This window comes from Anoxybacillus andreesenii (genome assembly GCF_030813005.1).
Taxonomy (GTDB): domain Bacteria; phylum Bacillota; class Bacilli; order Bacillales; family Cytobacillaceae; genus Robertmurraya; species Robertmurraya andreesenii.
Genome location: NZ_JAUSTU010000014.1, coordinates 36,521 through 53,936, shown reverse-complemented (window position 1 = coordinate 53,936; position 17,416 = coordinate 36,521). Strand labels below are relative to the sequence as shown.

Here is a 17,416-nt window from a genome sequence, read left to right as displayed (position 1 = left end):
TCTTAACTTTCGGCTGTCTCACATGGATTTTTCATGATCGGGAGGATGACTTGAACAGTGGTTCCTTGTCCTTCCTCACTCTCAATCTGCAAATCACCCTGATGGCTTTCAATAATACTTTTGGAAACCATCAAGCCTAGGCCCGTCCCCTTGTCTTTTGTTGTATAAAAAGGGTTGCCGATTTTCTGCAATATATGGGAGGGAATACCTAATCCATCATCAGTAATGGAAATAGCGATCATCCGATCAGTCATCTTCGTTTCAATGATAATGCTTCCACCATATTCCATCGCTTCAATTGCGTTCTTCATAATGTTGACAAAGACCTGTTTCAATTTGTTTTCGTCTCCGTATATCATGACATCTCTAAGCGAATGAGCATTTTCTTGTTTTATGGCGACCCCATGAAGATTTGCTTGAGCACTCATTAACATGCTTACATTTCGCAATAATCGATTAAGATCAACGGCCCTGAAATCATCCCTGCCCGGTTTGGCAAGCAGTAATAGCTCACTTACAATCGTATTGATTCGATCAATCTCCGAAATCATAATTTCTACATATTCCCTATCTGTCGAATATTTGTTTTCCAATAGCTGGGTAAAACCTTTTAAACTTGTTAAAGGATTGCGGATTTCATGGGCAATCCCCGCAGCAAGCTCCCCAACAACACTGAGTTTTTCCGATTGCTGAATAAATTCTTTATTTCGTTTATCCTCGGTCATGTCACGAATCACAATATGTAAAGACGCCTCTCCCCCATAAACGAAAGGAATAATCTTAATTTGAGAATCGATAATGTCCCCATTCAAGGACACTAACCTTTTTTCATATGGAGGAAGGATTTCTTCCCTTCCTAATCTAGAAAAATGCTCCTTCGCCATGTCATGGTCGTCCGGATGGACCAGATCGAACATGCTTCTCCCGATAATTTCATGCTTACCAGCTGCTTTGAAGAGCTTTACACCTGTTTCATTAATAAAAGAAATCTTTTCACTATTTACATGTCTTACAATAATCGCCTCGGGGGAATTCTCAACGAGCTGTCGATATTTTTCCTCACTTTCAAATAATTTCTGTAGCGTTTCCTGCTTTTCTTCAATCTCTTGATGAAGCTTTTCGTTAGCTTTGCTAAGCTCGTTTGTTCTCATTTTTACAAGCCCTTCTAGCTTTTCAAAATGGGTCTTCTTATCCGTAATATCTCGGATCGAGCAAACGAAAATATTCTCGCCTTCTACTTCGACTTCGGAAAGGTGGACTTCGATCGGAAAGGTAGTCTTATTTTTCTTAATTCCTGTTGCTTCCACAATCGCTCGCTTGGGAATATCCGAAATTCCAATTCTAAATAAAACCTCTACCTTCCGACCAATGATTTCATAATAGTCATAACCGAACATCGTTTTTATCGCTGGGTTGGCGGATAGAATAATGCCCTCTTCATCAAAGGAAACAATCGTATCGATGGAGGTTTCTCCAATGGCACGGTTCATCGCTTCCTTTTTCTTAAGCTCCGTATAGACCGTTTCCAGCTCTTTTGTTCTACTTTTAATAATCTCCTTTTGTTCGACAATTTTTCTTTTACTCAAAAACAAGGATACAAAGCCTTCTACCTTACATTTCAAAATAATCGGATCAAAGGGCTTAATGATATAATCAATGGCACCAATAGAATAGCCATATAAGACATTTTCCATCGTTTGACTTAAAGCCGTAATGAATATAATTGGAACATCCTTCGTTTTCTCTCTTTCTCGAATCATCTTAACTGTGTCAAATCCATTTAATGTTGGCATTTGGACATCCATGAGAATGACAGCAAAATCTTCTCTCAGTACCCATTTCAACGCTTCCACTCCTGATTGGGCTTTAATTAACCGGTAGTAAGGAGAAGTTAGGACCGCTTCAAGAGCTAACAGATTTTCGGCCCGATCATCCACCAACAAAATGTTCACTTGTTTGTTTTCCATCCTTTACTCACTTCCTCTCTCCTTTTGAAAAATCTTCTCCTTTTGGTCGATTACTTTATAATTTACATTTTTCATTCGCGTCAAGAGCCCCTCACGGTTGCCTAGAGCAAGAAATCCATTTGGACTTAGACTTTGATAGAACAACATATGGACTCGCTCCTGTAATGTATGATTGAAATAAATTAAGACATTTCGACAAATGATCATATGAAATTCGTTAAAGGAGCCATCCGTGACGAGATTATGCTGGGCAAAAATAATTTTTTGGGATAACTCCTCATGAAAAATAGCCATATTATTACGCACACAATAATACTCAGAGAAATCATGCGTTCCCCCTGAGCGAATATAGTTATTTGTGTAGCATTGCATTTTTTCCAGCATAAATTCTCCAGCTCTCGCTTTATCTAACACTTTTTCATTAAAATCGGTGGCATAGATTCTTGTCTTATGCAGAAGCCCCTCTTCCTTCAAGAGAATGGCCATGGAATAAGCTTCTTCACCAGTAGAACATCCCGCATGCCATATACGAATAGAAGGCAATCGTTTGAGATGTGGTAAAATTGTTTCACGCAAGACTTGGAAGAAGCTTGGGTCTCTAAACATTTCTGTTACATTGATCGAAAAATCATGGTAGAGCTTATCCATCATTTTTGGATCATGGAGGACTCGATCTAATAGCTGTGTGACAGACTCTATTTGCTCTGCCTTCATCCGATACAAAACTCGCCGCCGTATCGAGGTATAAGCATAGTTTCTAAAATCAACCCCGTAGTATTGAAAGATTCCCTCCAACAAAAGGTTGATCTCGATTTTCTCTAAATCATTGTAATGCTTGACACTCATTCAATATGTACCCTCCCTATTTGTGAAGCCAAACCTTTAACAGAGAGAATAATTGCTCCAATTTGACCGGCTTCGAAATGTAGTCTGAGGCCCCTGCATCAATGCATTTTTTTCTGTCATCATTCATTGCTTTCGCTGTTAAGGCTATAATCGGCATTTTCTTCCATTTTTCCTGCCTGCGGATCAATCTCATCGTCTCATAGCCATCCATTTCTGGCATCATAATATCCATTAAAACGATGTCAACTGGGCTGTCTGTTTCTAAAAACTCTAAGGCCTCTCTTCCATTTTCAGCAAAAGCAACGTGCATGCCAGCCCCCTCAAGTGCCGTGGTCAATGAAAAAACATTTCTCATATCATCATCAACGACAAGGACCCTTTTCCCGTTTAACACCTCTTCGCAATTAAAATCGGGGACCGGCAGGGACACAGCTCGATCCTCATTCAAATCTTCTATTGTTCCCGCTACCTCATCGTAAATGGGGACCGTTTTCTCATTCATATCGACAGGCAAATAGAAAGAAAATACGCTTCCCTTCCCAACTTCACTCTCAATGTGAATCTTACCACCCAATAAATCGGCAAGCTCCTTGCTTATAGATAACCCAAGGCCTGTGCCACCGTATCTTCTACTTGTTGTTCCATCTTCCTGTTGAAAGGCTTCAAAAATAAGCTGTTTATTATCTGAGGAAATTCCAATGCCTGTATCGGAGACTTGGAATGAAATATATTCATTAGGATTCTCGGCAAACCGTGCAAATTTAACACGTAACTGCACCTGTCCTTTTTCAGTGAACTTAATGGCGTTTGAAATAAGATTCTTGAGAATTTGGTGGACCTTTTGTTCATCCGTATAAATGATATTGGGTATATCTTTTTCAATTTCAACGGAAAATTCAATTCCTTTCTGTTCGGCCACAGGTCTAAATTGTCTCTCGGTAACCTTGACAAGCTCACCAAACTCCATTTCACCGATTTGAATATTTGCCTTTCCTGATTCAATTTTGGCCAAATCCAAAATATCATTAATGAGTAAAAGCAGATCCTTTCCAGCCGCATAAATGGTAGAAGCATACTCCTTCTGTTTTTCTGTTAAATTATCTTCCTTGTTGTCCTGAAGGATTTGTGCAAGGATAATCATGCTATTTAACGGAGTACGTAACTCATGCGACATGTTTGCTAAAAACTCTGATTTGTATTTCGAGCTAAGCTGCAGCTGTCTTGTTTTTTCCTCTAGCTCATATTTAATTGCCTCTAGATCCTTTGTTTTCTGCTCTGAATGCTTATACTGCGCTTCAAGCTCTTCATTGATAGTCTGCAGCTCTTCCTGCTGCAGCTGAAGCTCCTCCGACTGAGTTTGCAATTCCTCATTTAATGCCTGTGATTCTTCTAGAAGCTCCCGAACCTGTGCTTGCTGATTGATGCGATAGATGGCAATGGCAAGCTGATTCATTGCTTGAATGAGTAAATTTTCATGCAAATCTTCAAACCTCTCTAGCGATGCCAATTCAATAACAGCAATAACAGAACCATTGAACATAATCGGATAGATGAGAATGGTGTTCGGGCTTGTTTCTCCGAGGCCCGATGAAATGGATAAATAATCCTCTGGAATATCGAATAGATAAATGGGCTTGCCGTCCTTTGCACATTGGCCGATCAGCCCTTCTCCAAGCTCAACCCTTTCCTTCACTCCTCCCTCCAATTTTGCTACATCAGCATAGGAGGATATTTTTTCTAGGTATGGATTTGTCCCATCATTCTTCAAAACGTACAGAACTCCATGGGTTGCCTCTACGGAGGGTACAATTTCTTGAAGATATTTATCTCCTAATTCATGTAAATAAGCCGATTCCTGCGTAATCATGGATAAGTCTGATAGCTTGCTAGACACCCAATTCTGCCCTTCAATATCGGCAACATACTCCCTCTCCGTCCGTTCATGCTTCTCCAGCGCCTCTGCCATCTTGTTATAGGCTTGAGCAATCTCCCCGATTTCATCATTTGCGACCATTTTTATCCGTGGAAGATTCTCAGAGCCATATTCGATACTGTTCATTACAGCCCGAATACTTTTAAATCTAAAGATGATGCTTTTGATCACCCACCGTGAAATTCCGTAACCGAATACAATAGCGAGGATTATAGATGAAAGGGCAATTTTCACATATAAATTATAGGAGGCCTCTGTGCTCGCCAATGTATCCTCCATAATCCTTTCCTGAATCGAAATTAATTCTTCACTTGTATTAATAATCTGCAAATATTGTTCATTGGAAGTCACAAATAGAGATGAAGCATGTTCAATATCATCAACGACTACCAAAGAGATCACTTGATCAACGGTTGTATTATACGCTTTGATTTGCGCATTAATATTGGCAAGCTGCAACTTAGCATCCTTGAATTGAATAATTTCTTTTAACACCGCTAGATCTTCATCAACCAATATTGATGCATCACGGATTTTTTGAATTTTATTTACTTTTTGCTCATTAGCGTTTTCAAAGACCATTTCATTCAATTCTCGATCAATATTCTTAATATTGACTCGGATGTGATTGATTAGCTTTATTTTTTGATAACGATCCTCTACAAGGTTACTAATTTCTTGATTTTGATTATTTAGCATTCCAACAATTAATGCTATTAAAATAGTAATTAGGATGATGACTGAACTGAAGCCTAAATATAGCCTTGTCGTATATTTCATCGTTTTTCCCCTTCAATTTTCTCACTGTTTTCACTATCAAATACTAGTAAACCATATTTTCACCCTGTTTTTAAGATTTATTGAAAAATTTGTGTAGAAAAGTCTGTTTTTTCGAAATATCAAAAAAAGGGCTGGTCAATCAGCCCCATTTTCCTTCTCTAATTCTAATTCATCCCTCATTCTTTCTTCTTCCTCATCCACGCTAATCCGTGCAATCTGTTCCACTAATTGATGATGTACCACATCCATATCTTCCTGACAGTGAAACGGCGATTTCTTGTTCAATATTGCCCCTCCTTGATTCATAACTGTTCCTTCTTAAAATCACCGTAAAATCATGAATTATTCCCACACAAGGCTATGTTAGTCTTCAGTGCTGATTTCAGCCTTATACGTGTACGTGAACGGGTTTTATTCGATACGAATAACGTAGTGAATGTACACGTATAAGGCGATATTAAGAGCAACAATTAAATATTACAGAGCCAATAACAAAAAAAGCCACCTCCTATATGAGAAGCAGCAATTCATGTCTATTCAAATTTCACTCCGATCAACTGGGAGACAGCTTTTGAAAATTTAGCCCAATTCTTTGGAAAGGATTGGAGTCCTTCACTCTCATACACTTTTCCTTTTGTCTTGAGCTTCACAGACCAGCTTGTCCCATCAAGAACAAGGGAATTTAATTGATAATCCCGCTCCCAATTCCAAATTTTCAAGCGAATGATCTCTTTCTTAAATTGCTCAACATCCCCAATATAGATCGTTCTTTCCTTGCGCTCTGGCGAAACACAGTCAATATTCCACTCGAAGAAAAAGAAACGATTCTGAGCAAAATCCACATGAATCTTATAGGTTGGTCCAGGGTAACAACCGATCATGGCTACCAAAGCAAGAAGCTCCTTCTCTTCGCGAATTGAAACAATATTATCCTCAACGGAAAATAAATCCTTCTTTCTGCTAACAACAGATTTCACATGGGAAACTTGGATAGGATTTTTTCTCGCATTTTTCATCTTCTCCATTTCATTCATTTCCTCACAAATGGAATGAAAGGACACCGGTCCATTCTTTTCAATAATGTCGAGAATAATTTCATACATATTCATGACTTAACCATTTCCTTCAAAAATTTATACAATTATTTTATCTAAATAGCATTTTTATTCAATAATAATGTATTCCTTTTACTTTGACTGTAACAAAACGCACGATTGTGAAAAAAAACAACAAAAAACCGCCCGATTTGAGCGGTTACCAGCAGTGCTTCGTAACTCTATTTGCTTAGTTTTTTTGCTAAGGCTCGATGTATGACGATAAGGACAACAAAAACCACGAGAACAATTAAGCTAGTAAGGAGTCTTTCCTTCATGCTGCCGTCTGCTAAAAGAATAGGACCGACTCCAAAATAAGCAACGAGGACATAAAAACAAGCGAACAAAACATGAACAATACCCTTCATCAAACCCCCTCCTATTGTTTACAGATCTCGTAGATTACCTACAAATAAAATATACACTAGAAATAATGTTAATACCATCGTCAGTCCGACCGTAAAGACACTTCTTAGAACGGCTTTCCAATCCTCTATACCGGTGAAACCAATGATCCCTAATAAAAGAATAATTAGATTGAAATAGAATAGAATTTTGAGGGGATGGATGCCAATCCATTTGAGGATTAGGGTTCGAATGGAGTTTGAAGCAAGTAGTAAGACAAAACCCAGATACATGAATAATAAATAGAAAGACCAGCGATTGAAAATTGGTCCCATGTTCACTCCCCCTCATAAATGCGATGAGGCACGCTTTAGTCAATATAAAGGAAAATCCCCGATGAATCTTTCTCCAATAATCCTCGGCATCGGAGGAAGGGAAATGACGGTTAGGGCCCCCTCAGGAACCTCTAGAAAGCTTCTGTCACGGATCACATAAAATCCATTTTCCTTTAATTTATGAAGCTCCCCCTCTGTTCCCTTTAGCACAATCTTGCTCATTCCTGACTGATACCATTCAACAAAATAATCAAAGTAATCAGGGAACTGACAGTTTTTTGCACTTACCATATTAATAGTTGATATCGTTGCCGCATGAGCTACCTGTGCAGCTACCTTCCCTGCATCCATATTTAAGTCACGGTTGATCACAAAATATTGAATGATTTCATTCTCATAATCCATGCTCACTTCCCCCTCCACCGCCAACGACTTTATTACTCCATTTATACTGTGAAGAGCTTATGATTATGTATTTTTTACCTTCACACCCTGTTAAAAATTATATTTCTATAATGTTACAAACTTTACTTTTTCGAAACCTGCCCCTTATGTAGCAAGGGTTTGGGCTTGTTGGAAAATTCTAGACGATGTTCCTATGAAACTATCATGTTACTGTAAGTATGAACTTAAAGGAGGTACACAGAATGAAAAAACTAGTATCCATCTTGGCGTTCTCAACGATGTTGTTTGTAGGTGCCACTAGCAGCTTTGCTGCAACACATACCGTTACTAAGGGAGAAACTTATTGGAAAATCAGTGTAAAGTATGGAGTGCCTGTTAATAAAGTAATGGCCGCAAACCATGCAAAGAGCGATTATTTAATGGTCGGACAGCAGTTGACAATCCCTAATTCAACCATTTCTGCTTCTGACAAAGATCTGCTAGCAAGATTAGTAGAAGCCGAAGCGAAAGGTGAGCCTTATGCAGGTAAGGTAGCTGTTGCCACAGTAATTTTGAATCGCGTGGATAGCAGTATCTTCCCAAATACCATTCGTGATGTGATTTACCAATCAGGTCAATTTACACCAGTTAGCAATGGAACCATTAATAATCCTGCCAGCAGTGCTTCAAAGCAAGCCGCAAATGAAGCATTGGCATTTCGCGGACAAGGAAATGGCTCATTATACTTCTATAATCCTAAGAAAACATCAAACACTTGGTTACGTTCTAAGACCGTTACAAAGAAAATTGGAAACCATGTATTTGCAAAATAAAAATCAAAACCAAAAAGCACCGCTCAAGGTTGGACAAGCTCTAACCTTGGGCGGTGCTTTTTATTATCTTAATATATCATGTCAATAAAAAATCCACTTTTAATATTGACAATTTTGTGAACAAAATGAATAATTTATATAAGAGCCAAAGAAGGAGGATGAACCAAACATGAATAAAAGAACCAGCATCCTATCAATCACACAGTATATTGGCCTTACCCTGCTATCCATTGGTCTTATTATTTTTTCCATCGGTTTCTTTGGAAGCGATTACAGTATTTTAACACCCATTGGAATTGGAACGATTGTCGCGGCGGTATTTATCTTTCTCATCGGTGCCTTTTTTGTGGCAACAGAGGAAATGCTATTCAAGACCCAGAGAGGGATAAGAAGCCTTCCCGAACAAAACAAATAAGGAGCATCCTTGTGGATGCTCCCCTTTCAGTACGCTTATTACATATCCCAAAGGAACAGAAATAAAGTTCCGAAGATCGTGACTAAAGCGATAAAAACCATGAAATAAACATTTCCATAAATCGACCATTTATCCTTCGTTTCACCAGCATGCATAAACACAATGAGCTGTAGAAGCGCCTGGACAAAAGCTGTTACAATAAGGATTGTCAGCCCTGCCGAAAAGGACAGGTCGAGGAAATATACCGCAAGCGCAACAGCCGTTAGAATCAGTGAAAAAACAAAGCCCATGATTTGTTTAGCTGGGAATAGTTCCTTCATCTTACATCATTCCTTTCAAATAGATGAAGCTGAAAATAAAGATCCAGACGACATCTAAGAAGTGCCAATACAAGGAGAAAATGAATGATTTATTGGCCGTTTCAGGTGTTAATCCACGTTTCTTCACCTGCAGGATGATTGCTAAGCCCCAGAATAAGCCGAAGGTAACGTGGGCTCCGTGGGTACCTAAGGTTGTTAATAGACTCGCCGTAAACGCACTGGTCTGTATTCCTGCTCCGATATGAACATAATGAACAAACTCATCAATTTCAAAGCCTAGGAAACCTAATCCTAATAGCAAGGTGATGGCAAAAAAGGTCAGCATCGCCTTTTTATTGCCGAGTCTCATCGCATGGATTGCAAGACCAATGACAAAGCTACTTGTTAACAGTAAAATCGTTTCAATTAAGACAGGAGTTATTTCAAAAATATCCGTCCCAGTAGGTCCATGACCTGTTCGATTGCTTAACGTAAAGTATACGGTAAACAAGGTAGCAAACAGCATGATCTCGGCTCCAAGGAAAATCCAAAAGCCAAAGATATTCACACTATTTTGATTCGTACTATATTCAAGAGGCTGCGAATGATCTAGTTTCATAGGTTTGCACCCCCTATTTTTCCTTCAGTTTCTTTAATTTCTTCCACTGAAACATAATGTCCATGATCCTTTTCAAATGAGCGATATGCCATGCAAGCGAAGATACCAATCGTTGCAATAATCAACAGTGGCCAGATCGCAAAGACAAAGGAGAAGCCCCAAACAAAAAAGATCGAGCACATGATAAATGGAAGACCACTATTATTAGGCATGTGAATTTTTTTAACCTTATCAGGAAATAGCACATGGCCCTTTTTCTTCGCATCCCAGAATGGTTCAATGGACTCAACCTGTGGTGTCACAGCAAAGTTGTATTCTGGAACCGGTGTATTTGTAGCCCATTCTAATGTACGTGCATCCCATGGGTCTGAACCGATGTTTCTTGGTGAATAACGAATACTGTAGTAGACGTTGTACACGATTAATACAAAAGCGAGCGCCATAATTCCAGCACCGACGAAGGAAACCATATTAAATGCTCCATAGCCTGTTGCTTCTGAATATGTGTACATGCGACGTGCTTGACCGTCTAATCCAGTGATATACATTGGGAAGAATGCGAGCACAAAGCCGATAGATAGAAGCCAGAACGTCCATTTTCCAATTCGCTCATTGAGCATGAAACCGAACATTTTTGGCCAGTAATAAGTGAGACCAGCGAGCATCGCAAACACAACACCAGGAATAATCGTATTGTGGAAATGAGCGACTAGGAACATCGTATTATGATATTGATAGTCGGCTGCTGACATTGCAAGCATAACCCCAGTTACCCCACCAATTGTGAATAGTGGAATAAAGCCAATCGAGTATAGCATTGGTACAGTAAAGCGAATTTTCCCCTTCCACATCGTGAACAGCCAGTTGAAAATTTTCACTCCGGTTGGAACAGAAATCGCCATCGTCGTGATGGAGAAGAAGCTGTTCGATGCTGCTCCTTGACCCATGGTAAAGAAATGGTGCGCCCAAACTAAACAGGAAAGCACGGAAATCATCACCATTGATGCAACCATTGATTTATAGCCGTATAAATTTTTACCCGAGAAGGTAGAAATAATTTCACTATAGATACCAAAGGCAGGCAAGATTAAGATGTACACCTCAGGATGTCCCCAAACCCAGAAGAGGTTCGCCCAAAGCATATCCATACCACCATTTGTACTAGCAAAGAAATGGGTACCAAATAATCGATCCATCGTTCCCATTGCTAAAGCAACTGTCAATACTGGAAAGACGGTTACAACGATTAAGTTTGCTACTAATGTAGCCCATGTGAACATTGGCATTTTCATGAGTGTCATGCCAGGTGCTCTCATTTTGAGAATCGTCGTAATCATATTGATCCCCGTCATCAACGAGCCAATCCCCGAGATTTGCAGGGCAATCATATAATAATTCGTCCCCACTGATTCACTGAAATCATTCCCCGCTAGCGGAAAATAAGAAGTCCAGCCGGCATCAGGTGAACCACCAATGACGAAGGAAATATTGAATAGCATTGCTCCCATAAAGAATAGCCAGAAGCTAATCGCATTCAGACGTGGGAACGCAACATCCCGTGCCCCGATTTGTAATGGAACGACATAGTTCATGAACGCAAAAATAAATGGCATCGCCATGAACATGATCATTACCACACCATGGGTGGTGAAAATCTCATTATAATGCTGGGCATCCAAAAGCTTATTGTCAGGTACTGCCAGCTGAGCACGCATCATGATGGCATCGGCACCACCACGGAATAACATCAATAAGGCAGAAATTAAATACATCAAACCGATTCGTTTATGATCAACGGTAGTAAGCCATTCACGCCATAAATAGCCCCATTTTTTGAAATATGTTAAGCCAACAATGATCCCGATCAAAGTTAGACCGATAGCAACCATTGATGCATAAATCGCTGGGCTAGGATTAGGAATGGCAAATCGTTCAAAAAATTCCATCCGTCATGTTCTCCTTTCAGGAAGTATCCTTTTTTAGAAAACTAGCATTCTCTAAAAAAATCATTCTTCATGAGTATTATTCTCTCCATGTTCCTCATTTGTTGTCATATGATCAGAATGTCCTTCGTGCTCCATTGAGCTGGATGAACCGTGATCATGTTCAGGAGCCGGAGCAAACGATAAATGTGTTCCAGTAAATGTCATTTGGCCAAGATGACCAGGTTTCAATAGTTCATTATATTTTTCTTCTGTGAGTGGTTTTGCTGTTTCCTTAACTTCTTTTACCCAATCGTCAAAGTCTGCCTGTGACATGGCCGTTACGTTGAACGTATTCTCCGCAAAGCCTTTCCCACTGAAGTTGGCGTTTCGTCCCATATATTCACCAGGCTCATCTGCCGCTAAATGCAAGGTCGTGATCATGTCGGCCATCGCATATTTCTGACCACCTAACTGTGGAATCCAGAAGCTCGTAATTGGACCATTCGAATACAGTCTAAATTCAAGTGGTCGATCGGTTGGGATATATAAATAGTTAACCGTCTCAATATTTTCTTCAGGATAACTAAAATGCCATTTCCAATCAGAAGAAGAGGCGTAGACCACCAATGGTTCCTGATCCTCATAGCCTTGAGGCGTGGCCTCTACGATATAGTTACTTTGAACGGAAACATAGGAAAAATAAGCAACAATAAGAATTGGAATTCCAACACATATTGCTTCAACCCATTTATTTCCTTCCATATGAGGTGGTTCATAATCCTCTGGTAAATTCGAAGCACGGTATTTTACTAACACAAAAATTAAAATAACAAATACAACAACAACAATGAACGACATAATGCCGATAGACAACAGAATGTCATGTGCTTGTCGTTCAGCCTGTGGTCCTTTTGGGTCGAGTACCATTAATGGTTCGCAACCTGTTAACACAGTGAAAATAGTGAAAATAGCCGCTAATATAGCCCATTTCCTTTTCATTTTGGGGCTCCTTTCCTTTTGATTTGTACATACAAACGAATGATTTGCATGTAAACTTTTTCACAATATATAGTAAGAGTAATTGATCTGCATTAATAATATTACCACGAGTTAAACGTAAGAAAGTGTGACGAATTTAGGAAGGATTATTTTTACACTAAATGTAAACATTCCTATTCCTGTATATTTTGTACCATAGTCCCCTACGATTTGTTTTTGTACACGAATATTTTTGGGTGATTATCGAAAAATAAAGACGGACATCTGCTATTGGGGAGGCAACATGAAATTGTCGTGGATATTAGGGCTGCTATTATTAGTCATTCAAAACCAAATGCTTCAACCTTTTACCCTCTTTGAAAATAATGAAACACTATCCGTCGTGAATCGCGAGGACTTTATTTTAGGGGTTCCAGGAGTGAAACTTTTGAATATGGAAAGGCTTGAGGAATTCACTACTCAAGTGGATATACAAGTCAAAAAAGCTCCAGTAGATGCGACCATCGATCCTGCGGGGAGAATCATTCCCGAGAAAGTGGGCTACATGCTTAACAAACCAATTCTTAAGGAGAAGTTTTCTCGCTATTTTTATGAAAATGGTCCTGCTACTGTCGAGGTTCCGAAGAACATCATTTATCCTAAGATCGATAGCGAGCTTCTCTCACATATACGGACCAACAGAATTGGCCAATATATTACTTACTTTAATGCCAGCCACAAATCACGCTCTCATAATATTGCCTTAGCAACAGCAGCCATTAATAATCGTGTCTTGTTTCCAGGGGAGGTATTTTCCTTTAATGAAGTGGTCGGTAAGCGTACCCAAGAAAGAGGCTATATGAAAGCTCCTGAAATTGTCAAAGGAGAATTCACCGAAGGGGTTGGCGGTGGAATTTGCCAGGTTTCCTCCACCCTCTTTAACGCCGTCGATCGCTCAGGGATGACCATTTTGGAGAGATACTCCCATAGTAGAAAGGTACCTTACGTACCGCCCGGGCGGGATGCCACGGTGAGCTGGTATGGGCCAGACTTCACATTCAAAAATGAATATAATCAGCCTATATTAATTCGCGCTAGAGCCTTTAACGGCAAGGTCGTTGTATTTGTATATTCATCTGATTCCATCAATAATGAACCAAGGAATGTCCCAGGGATTTTACAATAGAGAAACCAAAAAAACCTCTTCCAACAACTATTGAAAGAGGTTTTTCTGCAATTGATATTAAGACGCATTTTTTTCTGAGTGGAGTTTAATCCCGTTTCTTTGTATCAATCTTGGTGCTGTTGCTAACAGAGCTACTGTTACAATAGAGCATAGAATCGCTGAGCCAAGCATGCTTCCACCATTGATTATGAGTGAATAGATTGCCGGCGACATGCCCTCTGGTGCAGACTTACCCCAAAAAATGATCCCTGCAAGAAAGTGCCAAAAGTATCTTGCAGCACTTCCAACGAAAATAGCTACCACTGCCCAAACCAGCTCCAGCTTGGTGTCTCCTTTTTGTAAATGAGACTGAATCTTTTCAAAGAAAAGCCCTGCAAATCCTATAAAGGCAAAGGCGATGAAATATTCAATCAAAAATTGAATAGGTGTTAAAATATAGGCATCTCCCACCGCCACCTGAAGCAGGCCCCAAATAAAGCCAGCAACGAAGGTTATCTTAACCCCCCAACGGAAAGCCAAGATAAACATGGGTACCATTGCCACTGAGATGGAAATCCAAGGACCTAGCTTAATTGAAGGCAGAAGATCCAAAATAAGTGCAAAAGCAGCAAAAAATGAAGCTTCAATCATAGCAACCAATCTCATTTTTTTCATAAAAAATCTCCCCTTTTCCAAAACGAAAAAACCCCAAGGGAGAACTTGTATAAAAGACGGATAGGATTCACCCGTCATTCCACAATCCCTGCGCTAGAATTATCTAACAGGTTCGAAGGGTCAGAACAAACGTTCACTCTCAGCCTAAAGCTCCCCTTGTGGTTTCCGCTTCTTTAATTGTCCCATCTAGTATAGCTCATTAATCCCTATTTGTGTAGTGGTTATTTTAAAAGATTTTGAAAACAAGGGTTCTTTCCTTTCATAACTCGAAGAGATGAGGAAAATACTATACATAGTGACAAGAATAACTTTAAGAGGTGGATGATGAGGAAAAGTGTTGTAAGCCTACTAATTTTTGTCCTTGTTGTATCCTTTTCTAATGGAATAGACGTTTCTGCAAGGAATCGGACGAAGGCGGCATTCATACGGGATGGGAACCTGTGGCTATTGTTGGATAATCAGGAGACACAAATTACAAAGTCTAGAAATGTCCATGGGATCCAGTGGTCCCATGACGGAAAATGGATTCTTTATCAAATGCAAGCCCCTTCCCAGTTTGAGCCAAATAAAATACAAAATGAAATATGGGTGTATCATTTAGAAACCTCTGAAAAGAAGCGGATCTTTTATGACGGTTACGAGCCTCAATGGGCCCCTAATAAAGCGGTTGTCGCTTTTCAAGATAATGGAGTTCTTAATATCTCGAACCTTAAAGAATTCCGAAATGTTGCCTTAGGTGTCTATGGCTTCACCTGGCTTCCAGACGGGAGTGGCTTCCTCATGTCCTCACGAGCAAATCTCAATCCAGATGGATGGACGAACCCTGTTCTTTATGAGAAAAAACTCGCGAAAAATTGGGATGAAATTAATCTCTTTGCCAATGTAAAGGAGTTTTTTGTCGTACCAAAGGATCTGCGAGTCGATAATAAAAATGTTATGTCAATTAATGTAGATTCCTTTCTTTTTTCACCCAGCAAGAAATGGATTTCGTTTATCGTTTCGCCAACAGCTTCATTAGCCATGGATAGCAATATGCTTTGTGCTATTTCTAGCGATGGAGAACGTTTCGAGACCTTGGACGAAATGATACTCGGCGTGGGCGAACCGAAATGGGCACCTTCGAAGGATATTTTGGCCTATATTGCTGGTGGAGGAAGGATTGTGTTTGGTTTCAGAGGCAAGGATTTGAAATACAAGGAGTTTCCAGTCGCCTCCTTAACCCCATCGAATTACGCCGAGCTTAATTTTACTTGGGTTAGCAACAGCTCGATCGTAACCTCTAGGGTCGAGGCAAAGGACTGGTCCAATGAATTTTCAGAGCATCCCCTTCCATCTCTTTATTCTGTTCACCTAAACAAGGACCATCAAACGAAAATTATAGAGCCTCCAAGCGGCTACGGAGATTATGATCCCCAATTTATAAGAAGCATGAACAAACTGATCTGGTTTCGTGGCACCTCCATTACAGACAGCAATCGCAATGTTTGGTTCTCCGATGCGGATGGCTCCAATGCAAAGCTGTGGTTGAAAAATGTTGATGCTATTGAGTTTTATGAAGAAAAGTAGACAAATATTTGTGGTCACATAACCCTTATGTGACCACGAAAAAATCTATTGGATCATAGTTTCACGAATGATACTTTCGATTTTAGCTAATAATTCCTCCCCAGTTATGACCGCTTCTCCCCCACCTTGTGCGGAACGTTCACTTCCTCCTCCTTTACCATGAATAAGTGGGAGGATTTGTTGCACCATTTCCTTCATGTTAACGGAGGCATCGGCATCACGAGCACAAACGAATTGGAGCTTGTCCTCATTCTCCGCAACCAAAAAGAGATTAATTCCCCGATGCTGAAGGGTGATGATTTTTGCTAGCTGTTGAAGCTCTTTTATTGTTCGATCCTTAAACACTTTCTTGATTACAGGTGTCCCATTCCATTCTTCCAGCGATGTCCATAAGGTTTCTGCTTCGTATCGCAGCATTTCTTCTTTAAGCTCATCCACTGTTTTGCCGAGGGTTTTATTCACTTCCAAAAGCTTTTGAACGGCACTTTCCATTTCCTGCTCAGGAGCACTTAACATCTGACAAAGCTTAAGCACAATCGAATGCTTTTGTTCTAACTGCTTGAGAACCCTATTCCCACAGACGAATTGAAGGCGAACCTGTTTCTTTTGACGCTCCCAAGCGAGAATTTTGATAGAGCCTACTTGACCAGTGGAGCTTGGATGAGTTCCGCCGCAGCCATTATAGTCAAATTCAGGAATAATAACGAGGCGGATATCCTCTGAAACAGATAGTTCTTTTCGCAAATTGTATTGGAGTGCTTCCTCCATTGTTACCCATTTCGTTTCAATCCCTCGATTTTCCAAAATAATCTCGTTTGCCCGTTTCTCCACTTGAGAGATCATATCGGTTGTCAAATTCTCCGTGTTGAGATCGATCGTTGAAATTTCCTTTCCCAAGTGAAAGCTCACTGTTTGAACCCCAAAGAGTTCAACAAATGCTGCTGTTAATATGTGTTGCCCGGAATGCTGCTGCATATGATCGAAACGGCGTTCCCAATCGACAACTCCTTCAATTTCATCGATTTGCTTAAGCTCTGTCGTGACATAATGTCGAATTTCTCCATCTATTTCCTCAACGTTAGTGACCTGAATTCCATTTAGTGACCCTTTATCAAATGGCTGTCCACCACCAGTAGGGTAAAACGCTGTTTTATCTAAAACAACATACCGATTTCCATTTTCATCCTGCTTTTGACACAATCCTTTGGCTGTAAACTTCTTTTGATAAACATTCTTGTAATATAGTTTCTCTGTCAA

18 protein-coding genes and 1 riboswitch are annotated in these 17,416 nt (G+C 39.9%); of the genes, 4 read left to right on the top strand and 14 right to left on the bottom strand.

The features are described from left to right. Window positions 1-2 precede the first annotated feature (2 nt). The 8 genes from J2S07_RS14680 to J2S07_RS14645 form a co-directional block, all read right to left on the bottom strand. The gene (locus tag J2S07_RS14680) at window positions 3-1,967 is read right to left on the bottom strand and encodes a PAS domain S-box protein (protein ID WP_307151167.1); all 1,965 of its coding nucleotides are present in this window, start codon (window positions 1,965-1,967) and stop codon (window positions 3-5) included. A gap of 3 nt (window positions 1,968-1,970) precedes the next feature. Continuing rightward, a complete protein-coding gene (locus J2S07_RS14675; protein WP_307151166.1) occupies window positions 1,971-2,813 on the bottom strand; it encodes a CheR family methyltransferase in 843 nt (280 codons plus the stop codon). Between the two features lie 16 nt (window positions 2,814-2,829). Beyond that, window positions 2,830-5,526, bottom strand: a complete 2,697-nt coding sequence (locus tag J2S07_RS14670) for a response regulator (RefSeq protein WP_307151165.1) — start codon at window positions 5,524-5,526, stop codon at window positions 2,830-2,832. A gap of 135 nt (window positions 5,527-5,661) precedes the next feature. After that, window positions 5,662-5,811 (bottom strand): hypothetical protein, encoded by a 150-nt coding sequence (locus J2S07_RS14665; RefSeq protein WP_307151164.1) that lies wholly within the window; start codon window positions 5,809-5,811, stop codon window positions 5,662-5,664. 248 nt (window positions 5,812-6,059) lie between these two features. Beyond that, window positions 6,060-6,635, bottom strand: coding sequence for a hypothetical protein (locus tag J2S07_RS14660; protein ID WP_307151163.1), 576 nt, complete (start codon window positions 6,633-6,635; stop codon window positions 6,060-6,062). A gap of 167 nt (window positions 6,636-6,802) precedes the next feature. Beyond that, window positions 6,803-6,988, bottom strand: a complete 186-nt coding sequence (locus tag J2S07_RS14655) for a DUF6954 family protein (protein WP_307151162.1) — start codon at window positions 6,986-6,988, stop codon at window positions 6,803-6,805. A gap of 18 nt (window positions 6,989-7,006) precedes the next feature. Further along, a complete protein-coding gene (locus tag J2S07_RS14650; RefSeq protein WP_307151161.1) occupies window positions 7,007-7,300 on the bottom strand; it encodes a hypothetical protein in 294 nt (97 codons plus the stop codon). Between the two features lie 39 nt (window positions 7,301-7,339). Continuing rightward, window positions 7,340-7,705 (bottom strand): aminoacyl-tRNA hydrolase, encoded by a 366-nt coding sequence (locus tag J2S07_RS14645; protein ID WP_307151160.1) that lies wholly within the window; start codon window positions 7,703-7,705, stop codon window positions 7,340-7,342. Between the two features lie 242 nt (window positions 7,706-7,947). On the opposite strand from J2S07_RS14645, the gene J2S07_RS14640 reads away from it, so the two are divergent. Continuing rightward, the gene (locus J2S07_RS14640) at window positions 7,948-8,517 is read left to right on the top strand and encodes a cell wall hydrolase (RefSeq protein ID WP_307151159.1); all 570 of its coding nucleotides are present in this window, start codon (window positions 7,948-7,950) and stop codon (window positions 8,515-8,517) included. 169 nt (window positions 8,518-8,686) lie between these two features. Continuing rightward, complete coding sequence (locus tag J2S07_RS14635; RefSeq protein WP_307151158.1) at window positions 8,687-8,932, top strand: hypothetical protein; 246 nt, start codon at window positions 8,687-8,689, stop codon at window positions 8,930-8,932. Window positions 8,933-8,970: 38 nt separating this feature from the next. Here J2S07_RS14635 and qoxD read toward each other — a convergent pair whose 3' ends face one another. The 4 genes from qoxD to qoxA are packed head-to-tail and all read right to left on the bottom strand — an operon-like array spanning window position 8,971 to window position 12,774. Continuing rightward, window positions 8,971-9,252: a cytochrome aa3 quinol oxidase subunit IV gene (gene qoxD, locus J2S07_RS14630; RefSeq protein ID WP_307151157.1), complete on the bottom strand. Its 282-nt coding sequence runs from the start codon at window positions 9,250-9,252 to the stop codon at window positions 8,971-8,973. Window position 9,253: 1 nt separating this feature from the next. Beyond that, window positions 9,254-9,850, bottom strand: a complete 597-nt coding sequence (qoxC, locus tag J2S07_RS14625; RefSeq protein ID WP_307151156.1) for a cytochrome aa3 quinol oxidase subunit III — start codon at window positions 9,848-9,850, stop codon at window positions 9,254-9,256. Next, window positions 9,847-11,796: a cytochrome aa3 quinol oxidase subunit I gene (gene qoxB / locus J2S07_RS14620; RefSeq protein WP_307151155.1), complete on the bottom strand. Its 1,950-nt coding sequence runs from the start codon at window positions 11,794-11,796 to the stop codon at window positions 9,847-9,849. Before qoxB ends, qoxC begins: the two co-directional genes overlap by 4 nt. A gap of 60 nt (window positions 11,797-11,856) precedes the next feature. Next, window positions 11,857-12,774, bottom strand: a complete 918-nt coding sequence (gene qoxA, locus J2S07_RS14615; RefSeq protein ID WP_307151154.1) for a cytochrome aa3 quinol oxidase subunit II — start codon at window positions 12,772-12,774, stop codon at window positions 11,857-11,859. 283 nt (window positions 12,775-13,057) lie between these two features. Between qoxA and J2S07_RS14610 the strand changes: the two genes are divergently transcribed. Further along, window positions 13,058-13,939 carry a VanW family protein gene (locus J2S07_RS14610; protein ID WP_307151153.1) on the top strand — a complete coding sequence of 294 codons (882 nt, stop codon included), beginning with the start codon at window positions 13,058-13,060 and terminating at the stop codon, window positions 13,937-13,939. Window positions 13,940-13,996: 57 nt separating this feature from the next. Here J2S07_RS14610 and thiT read toward each other — a convergent pair whose 3' ends face one another. Then, entirely contained in the window at window positions 13,997-14,593 is a 597-nt protein-coding gene (gene thiT, locus J2S07_RS14605) for an energy-coupled thiamine transporter ThiT (protein WP_307151152.1), read from the bottom strand. A gap of 67 nt (window positions 14,594-14,660) precedes the next feature. Then, window positions 14,661-14,760, bottom strand: a riboswitch (TPP riboswitch). 157 nt (window positions 14,761-14,917) lie between these two features. On the opposite strand from thiT, the gene J2S07_RS14600 reads away from it, so the two are divergent. Beyond that, window positions 14,918-16,159, top strand: a complete 1,242-nt coding sequence (locus J2S07_RS14600) for a hypothetical protein (RefSeq protein ID WP_307151151.1) — start codon at window positions 14,918-14,920, stop codon at window positions 16,157-16,159. A gap of 45 nt (window positions 16,160-16,204) precedes the next feature. Here the strand turns inward: J2S07_RS14600 and J2S07_RS14595 are convergent, their stop codons facing one another. Next, complete coding sequence (locus J2S07_RS14595) at window positions 16,205-17,416, bottom strand: alanyl-tRNA editing protein (RefSeq protein WP_307151150.1); 1,212 nt, start codon at window positions 17,414-17,416, stop codon at window positions 16,205-16,207.

Bases quoted from the DNA above. Each gene is read 5' to 3' on its own strand.
- qoxA (WP_307151154.1), bottom strand. From the start codon at position 12,774: ATGAAAAGGAAATGGGCTATATTAGCGGCTATTTTCACTATTTTCACT.
- thiT (WP_307151152.1), bottom strand. From the start codon at position 14,593: ATGAAAAAAATGAGATTGGTTGCTATGATTGAAGCTTCATTTTTTGCT.
- J2S07_RS14635 (WP_307151158.1), top strand. From the start codon at position 8,687: ATGAATAAAAGAACCAGCATCCTATCAATCACACAGTATATTGGCCTT.
- J2S07_RS14645 (WP_307151160.1), bottom strand. From the start codon at position 7,705: ATGGATTATGAGAATGAAATCATTCAATATTTTGTGATCAACCGTGAC.
- J2S07_RS14670 (WP_307151165.1), bottom strand. From the start codon at position 5,526: ATGAAATATACGACAAGGCTATATTTAGGCTTCAGTTCAGTCATCATC.
- J2S07_RS14660 (WP_307151163.1), bottom strand. From the start codon at position 6,635: ATGAATATGTATGAAATTATTCTCGACATTATTGAAAAGAATGGACCG.
- J2S07_RS14600 (WP_307151151.1), top strand. From the start codon at position 14,918: ATGAGGAAAAGTGTTGTAAGCCTACTAATTTTTGTCCTTGTTGTATCC.
- qoxB (WP_307151155.1), bottom strand. From the start codon at position 11,796: ATGGAATTTTTTGAACGATTTGCCATTCCTAATCCTAGCCCAGCGATT.
- J2S07_RS14675 (WP_307151166.1), bottom strand. From the start codon at position 2,813: ATGAGTGTCAAGCATTACAATGATTTAGAGAAAATCGAGATCAACCTT.
- qoxD (WP_307151157.1), bottom strand. From the start codon at position 9,252: ATGAAGGAACTATTCCCAGCTAAACAAATCATGGGCTTTGTTTTTTCA.
- J2S07_RS14655 (WP_307151162.1), bottom strand. From the start codon at position 6,988: ATGAAGGGTATTGTTCATGTTTTGTTCGCTTGTTTTTATGTCCTCGTT.
- J2S07_RS14680 (WP_307151167.1), bottom strand. From the start codon at position 1,967: ATGGAAAACAAACAAGTGAACATTTTGTTGGTGGATGATCGGGCCGAA.
- qoxC (WP_307151156.1), bottom strand. From the start codon at position 9,850: ATGAAACTAGATCATTCGCAGCCTCTTGAATATAGTACGAATCAAAAT.
- J2S07_RS14610 (WP_307151153.1), top strand. From the start codon at position 13,058: ATGAAATTGTCGTGGATATTAGGGCTGCTATTATTAGTCATTCAAAAC.
- J2S07_RS14650 (WP_307151161.1), bottom strand. From the start codon at position 7,300: ATGGGACCAATTTTCAATCGCTGGTCTTTCTATTTATTATTCATGTAT.
- J2S07_RS14640 (WP_307151159.1), top strand. From the start codon at position 7,948: ATGAAAAAACTAGTATCCATCTTGGCGTTCTCAACGATGTTGTTTGTA.